Genomic DNA, 15,447 nt, shown 5'->3' on the forward strand with positions numbered 1-15,447 from the left:
TTCTTTTCGGTTTTCGTTCTCTACCTGCACAAATCGCTGGGTGATCGCTCGCTTGCTCAGCCCGGCGGGTCGCCGTCGAAGGCGCGCTGCAGCAGCGCACGGATCTCATCGCGCTGCGCCGGGCCAAAGGGCCTCGGGTTCCAGTAGGGATTGCTCACCGCGAGGTCGGCCGCGCGGCCGAGGTCTTCGGCGCGCATGCCGATGTCCTTGAGGGCTACCGGCGCGCCGTTGTCGCGGGCCAGCGCCTGCAGTCCCAGCGGCGCCGATGTCGAACCGAGGGCCTGCGCAATGCGTTCCATGGCACGTGGAGCGGCCTCGGCATTGAACGCAATGGCATGCGGCAGCACGACGGTATGCACTTCCGCATGCGGCAGGTTGAAGCTGCCGCCGAGCGTATGACAGAGCTTGTGATGCAACGCCATGCCGACGCTGCCGAGGACGCTGCCGCAGAGCCAGGCACCGCAGAGCGCATCGGCCCGCGCCTCGATGTCTTGGGGCGCTCGACGGATGACCGGCAACGATCGCGCGATCGCAGCAATGCCTTCCTGCGCCATCAGGTCCATGACCGGATTGCTGTCCTGCGCATAGAGCCCTTCGGCGGCATGCGCAACGGCATTGATGCCGCTGGTGACGCTGAGCCCCACGGGCAGCGTGCGCGAAAGCTCCGGGTCATAGATGACCGTGCGCGGCAGCACGCGGGGATCCTTGCCCGTCTTCTTGAGCCCCGCCTCCGTCAGTCCGTAGATCGGCGTCATTTCGCTGCCGGCATAGGTGGTCGGGATCGCGACGATCGGCAATCCCGAATCCAGCGCGATGGCTTTGCCAAGCCCGGTGGTCGAGCCCCCGCCGATGGCGACCGCGCAGTCGGCGTCGAGCCGCAATGCAAGCTCACGCGCTTCCCGTGCAGTTTCGATCGGCACATGCATCACCGCGCGGTCGAAGATGCCCGCAGCCTGCGACCCGAGCATTTCCGCCACAAGCTCAGCCTGGCCGCGCTGCTCGGGCGTCGACAGCACGAGCGCCCGTCGCGCGCCCAGCGTGTCTATCTCGCGCGCGAGATGCTGCAGCGAACCCGCGCCGAAGACGACGCGCTGCGGATGGCTGGTGTAGATGAAGTCGCGCATGGCAGTCAGCGAGCGAAGTGGGGAGGAATCTGCGCGTCGATGTTCACCCACACGCTCTTGACCTGCGTGTATTCGCGCATCGCATCGAATCCCATCTCCCGGCCGTAGCCGCTCTGGCCCACACCGCCGAAAGGCGAACCGGGGTTCACGCGCTTGTAGCTGTTGATCCAGACCATGCCGGCATGCAGGTCGCGCGCCACGCGATGCGCTCGCTGCAGGTTGCTGGTCCACAAGCCACTGCCGAGGCCATAGTCGGTGCCGTTGGCAATCTCCATCGCCTCTTCGTCGGACTTGAAGGTGAGCACCGTGACGAAAGGACCGAAGACCTCTTCCTGCGCCACGCGGTCGCGGTAGGACTTCGCGCGCACCACTGTCGGCTCGACGAAGCAGCCGCCCGCCAGCTCGCCGCCCGGTGATCGGCCGCCGGCAAGAACCTCGCCGCCCTCGCCTTTCGCGACATCGACATAGCTCAGGACGCGCTCCTGATGCTGGGCGCTCGTGAGCGGACCCATCTCGGTTTCTTCGTCCAGCGGGTTGCCCAGACGGATCGACTGCGCAAGCGGAATGAACTTGTCGAGAAACGCATCGGCGATCTTCTCGTGCAACATCAGCCGCGAACCTGCGATGCAGGCCTGCCCCTGGTTGTGAAAGATGGCCCACGCACTGCCATTGATCGCAGCCGGCAGAAAGGCATCCTCGAACACGATGTTCGGTCCCTTGCCGCCCAGTTCGAGCTGGACCTTCTTCAGGTTGCCCGCGCTCGCCTGAACAACACGCCGACCGGTGGCGGTGCTGCCCGTGAACGCGATCTTCGCGATGTCTGGATGCTCGGCGATGTACTGCCCAACGACGTGTCCCAGTCCCGGAACCATGTTGACCACGCCATCGGGCATCCCGGCTTCCGCCATCAGCTCGACGATCTTCAGCGAACTCAGCGGCGTGATCTCCGCCGGCTTCATCACGATGCAATTGCCCGCTGCGAGCGCCGGCCCCATCTTCCAGCTCGTGAACATGAGCGGGAAATTCCACGGAACGACCTGTCCGACGATGCCCACGGGCTCGCGCAGCGTGTAGTTGAGGAAGCCCGCCTCCACCGGAATCGTCTCGCCCTGGAACTTGTCCGCCATGCCTCCGAAGTACCGGAAGCAGGCAGCCGTGCGCGGCACGTCGAGCCGCCGCGAATCGCGCACCGGATGCCCCGTATCCAGCGATTCGAGCCGCGCCAGTTCCTCCGTATTGGCCTCGATCAGATCGGCCAACTTGAGGAGAATCCGCCCTCGATCCGCCGCCGCCATGCGGCTCCACAGCGGAAAAGCCCGCTTCGCCGCAACCACAGCCTTGTCCACATCGGCCTTCCCGGCCAGCGCGACCTCAGCAATCGTCGAGTTGTCGAAAGGATTCAGCGTCGCCAGGGTCTCGCCCGATTCCGCGTCAACGAACCGCCCGTCGATGAAAAGCTGGTGCCGAATGGGTGTCTTCAGCCCCGCCGCCCTTTGGATATCTGCGAGAGTCATGGCTTCCTGCCGTGAAGTTTTGATCATTGAGTCTTGTCGGCCAGCCATGGATAGCGGGCGGTGTCCTTGCCTGCGTAGTCGGGATCGAGATAGATGAAGCAGCGTTGGATGAGCCAATCACGGATCTCGAAAACGTCGCACCAGCGGCCCGCGCCCCATTCAGGTACACCGGCCCGCCAGGGACCATCGGCGTGCTCGCCGAAGCTCGTGCCCTCGCAGGCGAAGAGGTCGGTGCCTGTGAAGAGCCAATTGAAGCCCGCGTAGTCATGCCGAATGGACTTTCCACGGCTGCCCACCTCGCCGAACAGTTGGCCGATCTGCGCCTTGCCATTTGCGAGGCCCCACTTCGGAAAGTAGACCTGCGCGTCTTCCGCAAAAAGGTCGAGGATCGAGCCACCGGTGGAAGTGACCCCGCCGTTGTCATAGGCCTTGAGGTATTCGAGAGCTACCGACTTGCGTTGCTCGTCAGTCATGGTTTGACGTGTGAGTGCCATGGTGAGCCTCCTTCTTTCACTTCGACGACCGCTTGCGACTAGAACTCGACGGGGATCTCCGGGCTCTCGCCCTTCTGGATCTCGTACACGAGACTGGGCGACCCGTTCTCCCAGACCAGCAGCATCGAGCGTTTCGGGCTGAAGCCCTGGTGCCTGCAGTAGGCGGGCATGGCCGCCATGTCACCGGCCTTCATGATCACGCGCGCCATCGGCTTGCCCGTGTTCTTGTCGCCGCAGTCCCAATGGATTTCGTCGGTCATCTGGAAGAACCACTCGACACGATCATTGCCATGGATGATCGGCAGGATGTGCTCCTCCGTAGTCGGGCACATGAAGCTGTGCTTCACGACAGAAGTGAAGCTCGGGTTCCACGTCACCTGCGAGCGACTGAGAAAGCCGAAGAGGTTGAAGGCATGCACTTCGTTCTCGAAGCCCGGCTCAGGATGCAACTCAGGCTGCGCTTGCGGAACATCCGCGAAAGCACGGTTGATGGGCGCACCCCGCTCGTCGCTGCGCAGATCGAGATCGCCCTTGAGGCCGACGCAGCGCTTGGCCAGTTCGCGCGCTCGGGTGATCTTGGCGGTGTTGTTGCCGTTCTTGCGACCGTAGGGCGAGCCGGTTTCCTGCGGTGCCGAGAACGGATCGAAGCTCTCGTTGGTCCAGTCGTCGAGCATGGCTTCGAAGGTCGCGCGGATCTGCGCGGTCGGGAAGTTCTCCAGCAAGTCGATGCCGGCTTCCTTCATCGTGCCGTTGAAGCTGCCTGCATACAGGTCCACCGACTGGTAGTGATTCACGGTGCCGACTACGTCGTCGAAGTTGACCCAACCATAGAAGAAGCCCCAGGCGACGTCGCGCATGAGCGCGCGCAGGTAATTGCCGATATCCATCGTGTGACTCATCGGCCGGCCGTCGCGGGTCTTCCAGGTGACGTGGGCGAAATACTCGTCGCGGCGGAAGCCGAAACTCCCAAGAGAGAAATCCTTGTAGCCAAGCGTGGCGTCGGGTTGCGACGCGATGACGTTAGCGAGTTCAGCGGGTGCGTTCATGGAGGTGCTCCTTTTTGAATCAACGTGTCTGCTCAGTGGGTCTGGCTCAGTGGGTCTGGCAGATGTCTGCCCACTTTTCGACGGAGAGGTCGCCCTTGCACGTTTGCAGGACGATCACTCCCGGATCGCCAGCGACGCGAAATTGATAGGCGGTGTTCTTCGGCAACAGCCCCTGATGGCCCCGCGTGAGCTTCATCCAGCCCATCTTCTGGCCCTTGGGCTCGCCTTGGACGAGCACGGCGCCGTTCTTGTTTTCGTCGAGGACTGTCTGGCTCGCGTCCAGCTTGACCAGATGCACCTCGACCTCACCGTCCATCACCAGCGCGAACTCGTCGTGCGCGCTCGTGTACCAGGGCGACGTACCTTCAGCGCGAAGCGCCTCCAGCACGTAGATCTGGTTCTGGCCGAAAACGACCTTCTCGTACGGCTTGCTCTTGTTCGCGATGTCGAAGCAGTTCGACATCGCGTAGTGCCGGACGTCATCGTCGATCGGCTCGACATGGCCCTTCTCGAAATGCTTCAGCGACCCGAAGCGGGTCTGGTAGGCAGTGGTCATGGGTTGTCTCCTGAGTGGCAAAGGCAGCGTTTCTGCTGCGGTGAACGCACTGTAGGAAACAGGGACGGTCTGCGGTAGGCATCAAAACCGGGCCGCATTGTTCGCCGATTCCGGTCAATCGGCAGGGTTTACCCGATCGGACGAGTTTTCGACGCGGGCTGCATGGCCAAGCGGTCTACACGTCGGCGATCAACTCCGCAGGCAGGAGCCCGCGTTCAACCATGGCCGCGTCCCATGGCGGCACCCGTGTGAAAGCCGCCGTGATGTGCTCAATGAACAACTTGAGCTTGAAGGCATTGCGCGAAGTCCCCGCATAAACCGCGCTCAGGGAGAACGACGACAGCTGGTGCTCGGCAAGAACGACCTGCAGGTCGCCGCGAAGGATCGCATCTCCGGCCACCAGCGTCGGCAGGCAGACGATCCCGGCGTGCTCCATGGCGTATTCGCGCAGCAGATGCACGCTGTTCGTCAGCAATGCCGCGCTCATGTAGAGCGTGATCTGTTCGCCTTCATGGTGAAACGTCCAGCGATCGCGCGTCGGATAGCCCGAATACAGCCCCAGCGTGTGCTTGTGCAGATCGCGCGGACTCTCCGGCGTGCCGTGCATGCGCAGGTATTCCGGCGTGGCGCAGAACACGCGCCTCACCGGAAAGAGCGGCCGCGACACCAGTTCGGTCGAAGCGGCCGGAAAGATCTGCAGCGCGCAGTCGACGCCTGCCTTGACTGGATCGACGACCGCGTCGCTGACGATCAGCTCGAGGTGAATATCCGGAAAGCTCACCTGGAACGCCCGCAGCAAGGTCGCGAAATGACCGAGCACGAATCCCGTCAGCGCATGAATTCGTAGCGTGCCCGTCGGCCCGACCCGCGCGCCGCGCATCTGGTCCATGATGTCGTTGGCGCGGCCGACAAGCTCCGTGCAGTCGCGCAAGAAAGCCTGCCCCACGTCGCTGAGCCTCACAACGCGCGTGCTGCGATGAAAGAGCGGCGCGCCGACGTGATCCTCGAGCTGCTTGACGCGGCTCGTCACCACCGACTTCGCGACCCGCATCTGCCGTGCGGCCTCCGCGAAGCTCTGGGTCTGCGCAACGCGGACGAAGGTCTCGATGTTTTCCAGGCGATCCATGGCTTGGCAATGTAGCGGCGAGCGGGGCAATGCGCTCTGAGGGTCGGTGCTAACCTCGGCGGATGTTCAATCCCTCCCAAGAGGAAGTGCGTCGTTTTTTTTGCGACGTCTTCGCCAAGAGCCGTCGCGGCGAGCCGATGGAAGCGCTCGAAATCATCGCCAGCCGATGGATTGACGAGCACCCTGAATACCACCCCGATCTTGCCGACGCCGACGCCGCCGTGGCGCGCGTGTACGACGGCAAGGACGGTCGCGAGAACCCATTCCTGCATCTGTCGATGCATCTGTCGATCAGCGAGCAGTGCTCGATCGATCAGCCGCGCGGCATCCGGCAGGCTGTCGAACTTCTCGCTGCGCGCCGCGACTCGCTGCTCGACGCGCACCACGAGGCCATGGAGTGCCTCGGCCAAATGATGTGGGAAAGCCAGCGCGCCGGCCGCCCGCCTGATGGCGAAGCCTACGTCGCCTGCGTTCAGCGGCGCGCCACGCGCGACTGATTCGCGCCCGCTTCGCGCAGCAGCGCGATCAATGCCTGCCTCGCGGGTGATGCTTCAGCGTCGGTTCGCAGCAGGAGACCCACTGGCTCTTCGGTGCCGGCCGTGTCGATCGCCAGCCGCGCAAGCCGTCCCGAAGCCAGGTCGTCGGAAGCGGCGCCGATCGGTGTGAACCACAGGGCATCCGATCGAACCAGCAACGCACGCGCCACCGAGAGGTCCAGCGTCTGGGTCGTATGGGGCGGCAGGCGCAGCCCGAGCCCCGAAAGAAAGCTCTCGGTGTGATGGCGCGGTATCGTCCCCTCGCCGTAGATCACGAGCGGATAGGCCAACACATCCTGGACCGACGGCGTGCCGGCTGCCAAGGGGTGCCCGACTCTGGCGACCACAGCCAGCGGCTCGGTGTAGAGCAATTCGAAGGTCAGCCCCGTCATCAACTGCGGGTCGCTCATGCGACCTGCGACCAGGTCCAGGTCTCCCGCTCGAAGGGCGTCGAGCAAGGACGCGTTGGCGCCCGTCTGGACTTGCACTTGCAGCGAAGGGACGCGCTCGCGCAGCGCAGCCAATGCTGGCGGCAGCAGTGAGGGCCCGACGCTGGGCAGCGCGCCTATACGAAGCCGCGCTGGACGTTCGCCGGACGCCGGAATCACGGCCTGGGCGCTTGCATCGAGGGCATCGAGCACCCGCAGCGCGTGCGCCAGCAGATGCTCGCCCGCGGCGGTGAACCCCTGGATGCCGCGCCGGCCGGCGGTGCCGCGCTCGACGAGCCGCGCTCCCGACAGTTCCTCGAGCTCGGCCAAGGTCTTCGAAACCGCGGGCTGGCTCAGTGCCAACCGCTCGGCGGCACGCGCCAGATGTCGCTCTTGGGCGACGGCCACCAGACAGCGCAGATGCCGCAGTTGAACGCCTCGGAGAAAGACTTCGGAAGAACTCGGCATCTGATTACTGCTGGTTATGAAAAATCGTTGATCCGTCAATTTACATCAGCAATGCGCATGAATAGAGTGGCGGTCATCCCATTCGAAAACTGGAGACAAACCGAATGTCCGATTCCACTTCGACATCCAAGGCCACCAAGGCTGCGGGCCTGACGCCACGCGACTGGCCGAGTCAACCCTCCTACGTCTATCCGGGCTACCGCTCGACGGTCAAGCGCGGCCCGACACAGTCGCTGGTCCCGCTCAAGGCATCCCTTGGCGAATTGCGCCAGCCGGTGTACGGCCACAGCAGCATCGGCGAACTCGACCACGACCTGACGCGCAACGCGCGCAAGAACGGCGAGCCGCTCGGCGAACGAATGATCCTCACCGGCCAGGTCCTCGATGATCGCCGCCGCCCCGTTCGCAACACCCTGGTCGAGATCTGGCAAGCGAATGCATCGGGCCGCTACGTCCACAAGGTGGACCAGCACGACGCGCCGCTCGACCCGAACTTCCTGGGCGCAGGTCGCTGCCTCACGGACAACGAAGGCCGCTATCGTTTCCTGACGATCAAGCCCGGCGCCTACCCATGGGGCAACCACCCCAACGCATGGCGGCCGCAGCACATCCACGTGTCGCTCTTCGGCGAGCACTTCGGCAGCCGGCTGGTGACGCAGATGTATTTCCCAGGCGACCCGCTCATGCAATACGACCCGATGATCACCGGCACGCCCGAGAAGGTGCGCAACCGACTGGTCTCGGACTTCAGCCTCGACGTCACCGAGGACGGCTACGCGCTCGGCTACGTGTTCGACATCGTGCTGCGCGGCGCCGGCGAGACGCCCTTCGAAACCCGCTGAGGAGACCCGCATCATGATGAGCGCACTCGAAACCAATTTCGGCCAGACCCCATCGCAGACGGTCGGCCCCTACTTCGCCTACGGCCTCGCGGCCACCCAGTACGGCTATGACTTCGACCAACCCTTCGATGCGGTCGTCGCACTTGATGGCGCGCGCGGCGAGCGCATCCGCCTTGAAGGCCGTGTCATCGACGGAGACGGCAATCCGATCAACGACGCCCTGATCGAGATCAGCCAGCCCGACGGCACCGGCGCCTATCCGCAGTCGGTCGACAACGCAACCGAAATCGGCTTTCGCGCCTTCGGCCGCGCCGGCACGGGGACCGACGCGCAGAACCGCTACGTGTTCCACACTGTCAAGCCCGGCGCGGAATCGCCCGGCGAAGCCCCGCACATCAACATGATCGTGATGATGCGCGGCATGCTGCTGCACGCTTTCACGCGCGTCTACTTCAGCGACGAATCCGCAGCCAACGCCAAGGATGCCGTGCTCAACAGCGTGCCGGCCGAGCGTCGCAATACGCTCGTCGCCAAGCGCACCGAAACAGGCGGCGCGGTGACCTACCGCTTCGACATCCACATGCAGGGTCCGGCAGAGACGGTCTTCTTCGACGTCTGATCGAACGACGCGACCCCAAACGACAAAGCCCGCTCGAGCGGGCTTTGTCGTTGATGGGCGGGAGGCGCTGTATGCGCCTTAGACGCTGTGGACGCTGTCAGTCTTCGTGATGGAAGCGCGATTCCGGCACCGTCTTCAGATCGCCAGGAAGCGAACTGATGTAGGTGGCGAGTTCCTTGAGTTCGTCGTTACTGTACTTCTTGGCCTGGCCGCCCATGACGGCATGCGAACGGCCGACGTTCGGACGATTTGGCACCTTGTACGACTTCAGCGCGACGTAGAGGTAATCGGCATGCTGGCCCGCGAGCTTGGCAACGGAACCGTCGTTGGGTGTATTGAAGTTGGCGCCATGGCACTTGGTACAGGCGTTGTCCTTGTCGCGTGAAATGAGCGCCTGCACGTGTTCGCTCGGCGCCTTCGGCGTCGCGGGCGGCGCGACGCCTTCGTTGAGTCCGAGCTGGCTGTAGTAGGCGGCCAGGTCAGCCATGTCCTGCTCGCTCAGCGTGTCGGCGATGGCGCGCATGGTCGGGTGCTTGCGCTCGCCACCCTTGTATTGGGTGAGCGCCGAAACGATGTACGTAGCGCTTTGGCCCGCGATCATCGGAACCTTGTGAATCTCGGGGAAGCTCGCCTGGTAACCAATGATGCCGTGGCAACCCATGCACATCGCGGTCTTCTTGGCCCCATTTTCGGCATTGCCCGTGATCTTCTGGGCTTGGGCCGAGACCGTCACGCAAGCGACAGCGAAGGCAAACATCGTGGTCAACAACTTGTTCATTTTGCGCGCACAATCTCGTGGAGATACAAGGTTCAAATCAACATTTGATTATATGGGGGCTCTTCGCGAGGCCTCATGAGCGAAGCAGTCGAAGTGCTCGCAGCACAGATCGATGTTGTGTTCTTTCAACCACCCTTCCCAATGCCATCCATGAAATTCAAGGGTTCAGACAATTACGTCGCCACACAGGATCTGATGCTCGCGGTCAATGCGGCCATCACGCTCAAACGACCGCTGCTCGTCAAGGGCGAGCCCGGTACCGGCAAGACGATGCTTGCCGAAGAGGTCGCGCAGGCGCTCAATCTGCCGCTGCTCCAGTGGCACATCAAATCGACGACGAAAGCCCAGCAGGGCCTGTACGAATACGACGCGGTGAGCCGGCTGCGCGACTCGCAATTGGCGGACGTCGACGGCGGTGAGCGCGTCAAGAACATTCACAACTACATCGTCAAGGGTGTGCTGTGGCAAGCCTTCACCGCCGACGAGCCGGTTGCTTTGCTGATCGACGAAATCGACAAGGCCGATATCGAATTCCCGAACGATCTCTTGCGCGAACTCGACCGCATGGAGTTCTATTGCTATGAGACGCGCGAACTGATTCGCGCCAAGCACCGGCCGGTGGTGTTCATCACCTCCAACAACGAAAAAGAGCTGCCGGACGCATTCCTGCGCCGCTGCTTCTTCCACTACATCAAGTTCCCCGATTCGGAGACGATGAAGAGCATCGTCGCGGTGCACTTCCCCGGCCTCAAGCAGGAACTGCTCACCGCCGCGATGAAGACTTTCTACGACGTGCGCAACTTGCCTGGGCTCAAGAAGAAGCCGTCGACGTCCGAACTGCTCGACTGGCTGAAGCTGTTGGTCGCGGAAGACATTCCGCTCGAAGCACTGCAGAGCAAGGACGACAAGGTCGCGGTTCCCCCGCTCGTCGGTGCGTTGCTCAAGAACGAGCAAGACGTCACCTTGTTCGAAAAACTCGTCTTCATGCAGCGGAACAACCGCTGAGGCGCTTCCACGATGTGCGGATATGAGGATCTGAGGACCTGAAGATGGCTTTCGTTGAACCCATCACGCTCCGGGCGCGCGGCATCGCCCTCGTGCCCTTGTCGCTCGACCATGAGGAAGGGCTGCGCGAAGCGGCCGCCGACGGCGAGTTGTGGAACCTTCGAGTGACTTCGGTGCCGGAGCCCAAGGACACGCGCGCCTACGTCGAAAGCGCACTGCAAATGCGCGAAGCGGGCAACCGTTTCGCGTTTGCCGTGACCGACGAAGCCAGCGGAACTGTGCTTGGCACCACGAGCTTTCATGACATCCTGCCCGCCGTGAAACGCGTCGAAATCGGCTACACGTGGTACGCCAGCCGCTGCCAGCGCACGCACGTCAACACCACCTGCAAGCTGCTGATGCTCACGCATGCTTTCGATGCGCTGGGTTGCCACGTGGTGGGCTGGCGCACCGACAACTTCAACCACGCCTCGCAGCGCGCCATCGAGCGTTTGGGTGCGAAGAAAGACGGCGTGATTCGGGGCCATGCACTGCGCCGCGACGGCACCATTCGCGACACGGTGATGTACAGCCTGCGCTCGGGGGAGTGGCCCGAAGTGCGCGCCCAATTGCTCTACCTGCTGGACAAGCCCCGCTCGAGCCCACCGCCCCAGGAGTGATTCGCCATGCTGATCGACTTCTTCTACACGCTGCGTTCGGCGAAGCTGCCGGTCTCGGTCAAGGAATACCTGACGCTGCTCGAGGCGCTGCAGGCCGACGTCGTCGGCCCCAACTCCGACGGCGCCTTCAGCCTCGACGATTTCTACTACCTGTCGCGCACCTCGCTCGTGAAGGACGAGAAACACTACGACAAGTTTGATCGTGCCTTTGCCGCCTACTTCAAGGGCGTCGAGATGCTGGCGGACTTCACCAAGGAAGTGCCGCTCGATTGGCTGCGCAAGACGCTCGAACGCGAGTTCACGGCTGAAGAAAAAGCCAAGATCGAGAAGATGGGCTGGGACGAGCTCATGGAAACGCTCAAGAAGCGCTTCGAGGAGCAGAAGGAGCGTCACGAAGGCGGCAACAAGTGGATCGGCACCGGTGGCACTTCGCCCTTCGGCCATGGGGGCTACAACCCGCAGGGCGTGCGGATCGGCGGCGCAGGCAAGAACAAGAGCGCGGTCAAGGTATGGGACCAGCGGGCGTACAAAGATTACGACGACAGTCAGGAACTCGGCACACGCAACATCAAGGTCGCATTGCGCCGGCTGCGCAAGTTCGCCCGCGAAGGCCATGAGGAAGAGTTGGATCTGGACGACACCATCCGCTCGACGGCAGCGAACGCCGGCTACCTCGACATCAAGATGGTCCCGGAGCGGCACAACAACGTGAAGGTGCTCCTGCTCATGGACGTGGGCGGGACGATGGACGAGCACATCCAGCGGGTGGAAGAGTTGTTCTCGGCCGTCAAGACGGAGTTCAAGCACCTGGAGTTCTATTACTTCCACAACTGCGTCTATGACTTCATGTGGAAGAACAACCGGCGCCGCTTCTCCGAGAAGTTCGCGACCTGGGACATCATTCGCAAGTACAACAAGGACTACAAGCTCATCTTCGTCGGCGACGCGACCATGAGCCCCTACGAGATCCTGCAGCCTGGCGGCAGTGTCGAATACAACAACGAAGAAGCCGGCGCCGAGTGGATTCAGCGGCTGACGCACGCTTTTCCGAAGTTCGCCTGGATCAACCCGGAGCCGCACGGTGTGTGGCAGTACCGCCAGAGCATCGCGGTGATGCAGCAACTCGTGTCGCACCGCATGTATCCGCTCACGCTGCGGGGGCTTGAAGACGCGATGCGGCTGCTCTCGAAGTAGCCGCGCCACCCCGGCGCCACATCGGCACACATCGGCACCACATCGGCACCACATCGCGTGCTTACATTTGGACAAATTCGTAAAAAATTTGTCACGGATAACCCGCTTTGCTCTAAAGTGACGCCTTAAGGATTCAATACGTACAACTCCAGAATCCTAGGAGTCATCGATGTCTGCACGACCTTTGCAAGCGTTCAATAGCGAGCTTCACGAGCAACCCTGGTCGTCGGACTGCATGGATGCCATGCTTCGTTCCTCCATGGACTACGTCTGTATTCGCGGAGTGCAACTCCCACTCGACAATCTGGTCGACCGCTCGTTCTTCGAGCCGGAGCGTTGCAAGCAACTTCGCGATCAACTCGCCGGCGCCCAACCTTTCCCCTACCTCGTGCTCGATGGCCTTTTTCATCCGGCACTGCTCGAACTTGTGGCCGCCGAGTTCGACGAGCTCCCCAGTTCGGAATGGACCGACGTCAGGACCAAGTACGAGTCGACACGGCGATCGGTCCCCGGCGTATCGCTCCACCCAGCTTCCCAGTTGTATTTCGACATCGTGAACTCGGGCTGGTTTACGGAATGGCTGTCGTCGGTCACCGGCGTTTCTTATTTGCTGCCCGACCCCAAACTGGTGGGAGGCGGGCTCCATGAAAGCAGGGAAGGCGCGACGTTCGCGGTGCACCGCGATTTCAGCCGCCACCGCGACATCGGCCTGCGCAATGCAATGGTGTTCATCACCTACCTGAACAAGGGATGGGACCCCGAATGGGGCTCGGCACTGGAGCTCTGGGACAAGAAGGCCGACCGCTGCGTGACTTCGATCCAGCCCGAATTTGGCCGGACGATCGTGATGCCGCACGGCCCCATGAGCTACCACGGGCACACTAAGCCGCTTCGCACCCCCGACAGTCGTCCAAGGCGTTCCGTCGCCGCGTATTTCTATACGAGCCCCGCAGCCGGCAAACGCCTGGGCGATGAATCCGCATCGAAGTTCATGCACACCGAACGGATGGACCAAGCCAAGGCCATCGCGCGAATGATCGTCCCGCCGATCGTCTGGGCACTGGGCCGCAAGCTTTTCGGTCGCTGACGACGGGCATCGCCCCGGGGCGGCCCATGCCCATGCTGTCAGAATGGCCGCATGCGTTGGGCGGTCCGATCTCTCACGCCGGCTTGGATGCCGGCGTTGTTATTTGCAAGCATCCTTCTTCTTCAGGGATGCAGCCTTCTGCCGCAAAAACAAACTGAAGCGACGGACACGTCGGCCCTCCCGGTCGCGGGCGCTTCCAGCGAATCGGGCAGCGGCTCTTTCTCCGTCGAAGTGCAGGCGCCTGATTCAGTCCGCGACTTCCTCGTGCGCAACCTCGAGATCCAGCGCTACAAGAAGCTCGACGACTTGGGCGCTGTCGAACTCTCGCGGCTGATGGTCGCCGCAGAGGGCAACGCGCGTGAGCTGCTCAACACACTGGGCTACTTCACGCCACGTCTCACGCTCGAAATGCAGGAAACGCCCGGCGCCAAGACGCCGCGCAACGTCAAGATCACCGTCGAGCCGGGTGAACTCACGCGCGTCAGCGATGTCCGCATCGATTTCAGCGGGCCGATCGCTGAAGACCCGAAGTCCGAAGCGCGCCGTGAAGCAATCCGCTCCGGCTGGTCGCTGCGCCAGGGCCAGCCTTTCAATCAACAAGCCTGGGACAACGCCAAGGCGGCCGCGCTCCGCAGCCTGACCGCCCGGCGCTATCCCACCGGCAGCATCGTCTCGAGCCGGGCCGAAATCGACGCCGATCGCGGTGAAGCCAAGCTCAGCGCGGCGTATGCGTCGGGGCCAGCCTACCGCTTCGGCCCGCTCGTGCTCCAGGGCAACAAGCGCTACGACGCCGACAGCATCCGGAGGATCGCGCGCGTTCCGACAGGCTCGGACTACGACCAGCAGCAGTTGCTCGATGCGCAGCAGCGCCTGGCGAGCAGCGGGTTCTTCGAATCGGTGTTCCTCACGCTCGACACGCACGACTCCGACCCTCTGCTCGCACCGGTCATTGCGCAGCTGCGTGAAGCACCCTTTCAAAGAGTGGTCGCAGGCGTGGGTTTCACGACCGACAGCGGATTGCGGCTGTCGCTCGACCACATCCACAACAGCATGCCGCTGCTCGGCTGGAGAGCAGTCTCCAAGCTTTCGCTCGACAAGGACGAGAAATCGCTCGGAACCGAATGGAGCGCCATTCCGGGCGACGATGGCTGGCGCTCGTTCACGTCGGCCGGACTGAAAAGCGAAGTCTCGGGCAGCTACACGGTCGACAGCGGGCGCCTGCGCGGCGGGCGCAATCAGAACAGCGACCACATCGACCGCAGCTACTTCCTGCAATACGACTACGCGGTGAATCACGGCTTCAATCCACCGCCATCGGCGTCCGCACTGAGTCTGAACTGGGGCTGGACCGGCCGCTACTTCGACAACGCCGCCGCGCCGACTCGAGGCTACGGAATCTCGTTGGAGCTGGGCGCGGGCTACACGCTCAGTGGCGAACGCGATCCCTTCACGCGGACTTATGCGCGGTGGGTCGGCTTCCTGCCCGCGGGCAGCGTACAGGCTGGCGACAGCGGCACGCCGGCACGCCAGGCGCGCATTCAATTGCGTGCCGAGGCTGGGGCAGTCGTCGCAAAGGACACCGCGCAAATTCCATCGACACTGGGCTTCCTGACCGGCGGAGACACCACCGTGCGCGGCTATGGGTTCCGATCCATCGGCGCAGTCAAGCCGGACGGCCAGATCATCGCCGGACGCTATCTCGGCGTAGGCAGCATCGAGTACCAGCGCCCTTTCGTCTATGACGGCAAATTCACCGATTGGGAAAGCGCGGCCTTCGTCGACGTGGGTGCAGTGGCCGACCAGCCCAGCGAAATGCAGGCCAAGGTGGGGGTGGGCGTCGGGGCTCGATGGCGAAGCCCCATCGGGCCGGTCCAGATCGATGTGGCCTACGGCGTGCAGGTGAAGTCCTTCAGGCTGCATCTGCGCCTGGGTTTCACTTTCTGAGGTCCTCAGAGCCTATGCCGACTGAAC

Annotated in this window: 16 protein-coding genes; 8 read left to right on the forward strand and 8 right to left on the reverse strand. The window is 62.9% G+C overall.

What is annotated here, in order from left to right; genetic code table 11:
* Positions 1 to 56: 56 nt before the first annotated feature.
* From AC1DMA_RS09480 to AC1DMA_RS09505, 6 genes are all read right to left on the reverse strand, one after another.
* Positions 57 to 1,124, reverse strand: a complete 1,068-nt coding sequence (locus AC1DMA_RS09480; protein ID WP_478144024.1) for a maleylacetate reductase — start codon at positions 1,122 to 1,124, stop codon at positions 57 to 59.
* Positions 1,125 to 1,129: 5 nt separating this feature from the next.
* Positions 1,130 to 2,593, reverse strand: coding sequence for an aldehyde dehydrogenase family protein (locus tag AC1DMA_RS09485; protein WP_478144295.1), 1,464 nt, complete (start codon positions 2,591 to 2,593; stop codon positions 1,130 to 1,132).
* Between the two features lie 68 nt (positions 2,594 to 2,661).
* Positions 2,662 to 3,132 carry a nuclear transport factor 2 family protein gene (locus AC1DMA_RS09490; protein ID WP_478144025.1) on the reverse strand — a complete coding sequence of 157 codons (471 nt, stop codon included), beginning with the start codon at positions 3,130 to 3,132 and terminating at the stop codon, positions 2,662 to 2,664.
* Between the two features lie 38 nt (positions 3,133 to 3,170).
* Positions 3,171 to 4,178, reverse strand: a complete 1,008-nt coding sequence (locus AC1DMA_RS09495) for a hydroxyquinol 1,2-dioxygenase (protein ID WP_478144026.1) — start codon at positions 4,176 to 4,178, stop codon at positions 3,171 to 3,173.
* Between the two features lie 46 nt (positions 4,179 to 4,224).
* Positions 4,225 to 4,734, reverse strand: coding sequence for a cupin domain-containing protein (locus AC1DMA_RS09500; RefSeq protein WP_478144027.1), 510 nt, complete (start codon positions 4,732 to 4,734; stop codon positions 4,225 to 4,227).
* Between the two features lie 175 nt (positions 4,735 to 4,909).
* Positions 4,910 to 5,860 (reverse strand): LysR family transcriptional regulator, encoded by a 951-nt coding sequence (locus tag AC1DMA_RS09505; protein ID WP_478144028.1) that lies wholly within the window; start codon positions 5,858 to 5,860, stop codon positions 4,910 to 4,912.
* A gap of 62 nt (positions 5,861 to 5,922) precedes the next feature.
* On the opposite strand from AC1DMA_RS09505, the gene AC1DMA_RS09510 reads away from it, so the two are divergent.
* Entirely contained in the window at positions 5,923 to 6,357 is a 435-nt protein-coding gene (locus AC1DMA_RS09510) for a DUF1841 family protein (RefSeq protein WP_478144029.1), read from the forward strand.
* On the opposite strand, the gene AC1DMA_RS09515 is transcribed toward AC1DMA_RS09510, so the two are convergent.
* Positions 6,333 to 7,292, reverse strand: a complete 960-nt coding sequence (locus AC1DMA_RS09515; RefSeq protein ID WP_478144030.1) for a LysR substrate-binding domain-containing protein — start codon at positions 7,290 to 7,292, stop codon at positions 6,333 to 6,335. The two genes, AC1DMA_RS09510 and AC1DMA_RS09515, sit on opposite strands and share 25 nt — an antisense overlap.
* Before the next feature lie 104 nt (positions 7,293 to 7,396).
* Here AC1DMA_RS09515 and pcaH point away from each other — a divergent pair, with 104 nt between their 5' ends.
* Both pcaH and pcaG read left to right on the forward strand, forming a co-directional pair.
* Entirely contained in the window at positions 7,397 to 8,134 is a 738-nt protein-coding gene (gene pcaH / locus AC1DMA_RS09520) for a protocatechuate 3,4-dioxygenase subunit beta (protein WP_478144031.1), read from the forward strand.
* Positions 8,135 to 8,147: 13 nt separating this feature from the next.
* The gene (pcaG, locus tag AC1DMA_RS09525; protein WP_478144032.1) at positions 8,148 to 8,753 is read left to right on the forward strand and encodes a protocatechuate 3,4-dioxygenase subunit alpha; all 606 of its coding nucleotides are present in this window, start codon (positions 8,148 to 8,150) and stop codon (positions 8,751 to 8,753) included.
* A gap of 97 nt (positions 8,754 to 8,850) precedes the next feature.
* Here pcaG and AC1DMA_RS09530 read toward each other — a convergent pair whose 3' ends face one another.
* On the reverse strand, positions 8,851 to 9,531 hold the full coding sequence (locus AC1DMA_RS09530; protein ID WP_478124811.1) for a c-type cytochrome: 681 nt from the start codon (positions 9,529 to 9,531) through the stop codon (positions 8,851 to 8,853).
* A gap of 150 nt (positions 9,532 to 9,681) precedes the next feature.
* Between AC1DMA_RS09530 and AC1DMA_RS09535 the strand changes: the two genes are divergently transcribed.
* The 5 genes from AC1DMA_RS09535 (at position 9,682) to AC1DMA_RS09555 (ending at position 15,420) form a co-directional block, all read left to right on the forward strand.
* On the forward strand, positions 9,682 to 10,536 hold the full coding sequence (locus AC1DMA_RS09535) for an AAA family ATPase (RefSeq protein WP_478124812.1): 855 nt from the start codon (positions 9,682 to 9,684) through the stop codon (positions 10,534 to 10,536).
* 44 nt (positions 10,537 to 10,580) lie between these two features.
* Positions 10,581 to 11,195, forward strand: coding sequence for a GNAT family N-acetyltransferase (locus AC1DMA_RS09540; protein ID WP_478124813.1), 615 nt, complete (start codon positions 10,581 to 10,583; stop codon positions 11,193 to 11,195).
* Between the two features lie 6 nt (positions 11,196 to 11,201).
* A complete protein-coding gene (locus AC1DMA_RS09545; protein ID WP_478124814.1) occupies positions 11,202 to 12,389 on the forward strand; it encodes a vWA domain-containing protein in 1,188 nt (395 codons plus the stop codon).
* 169 nt (positions 12,390 to 12,558) lie between these two features.
* Positions 12,559 to 13,476, forward strand: a complete 918-nt coding sequence (locus AC1DMA_RS09550) for a 2OG-Fe(II) oxygenase (RefSeq protein WP_478124815.1) — start codon at positions 12,559 to 12,561, stop codon at positions 13,474 to 13,476.
* Between the two features lie 51 nt (positions 13,477 to 13,527).
* A complete protein-coding gene (locus AC1DMA_RS09555; RefSeq protein WP_478144033.1) occupies positions 13,528 to 15,420 on the forward strand; it encodes an autotransporter assembly complex protein TamA in 1,893 nt (630 codons plus the stop codon).
* Positions 15,421 to 15,447 lie beyond the last annotated feature (27 nt).

The sequence above is a fragment of the Variovorax sp. 05N34 genome (assembly GCF_056397405.1).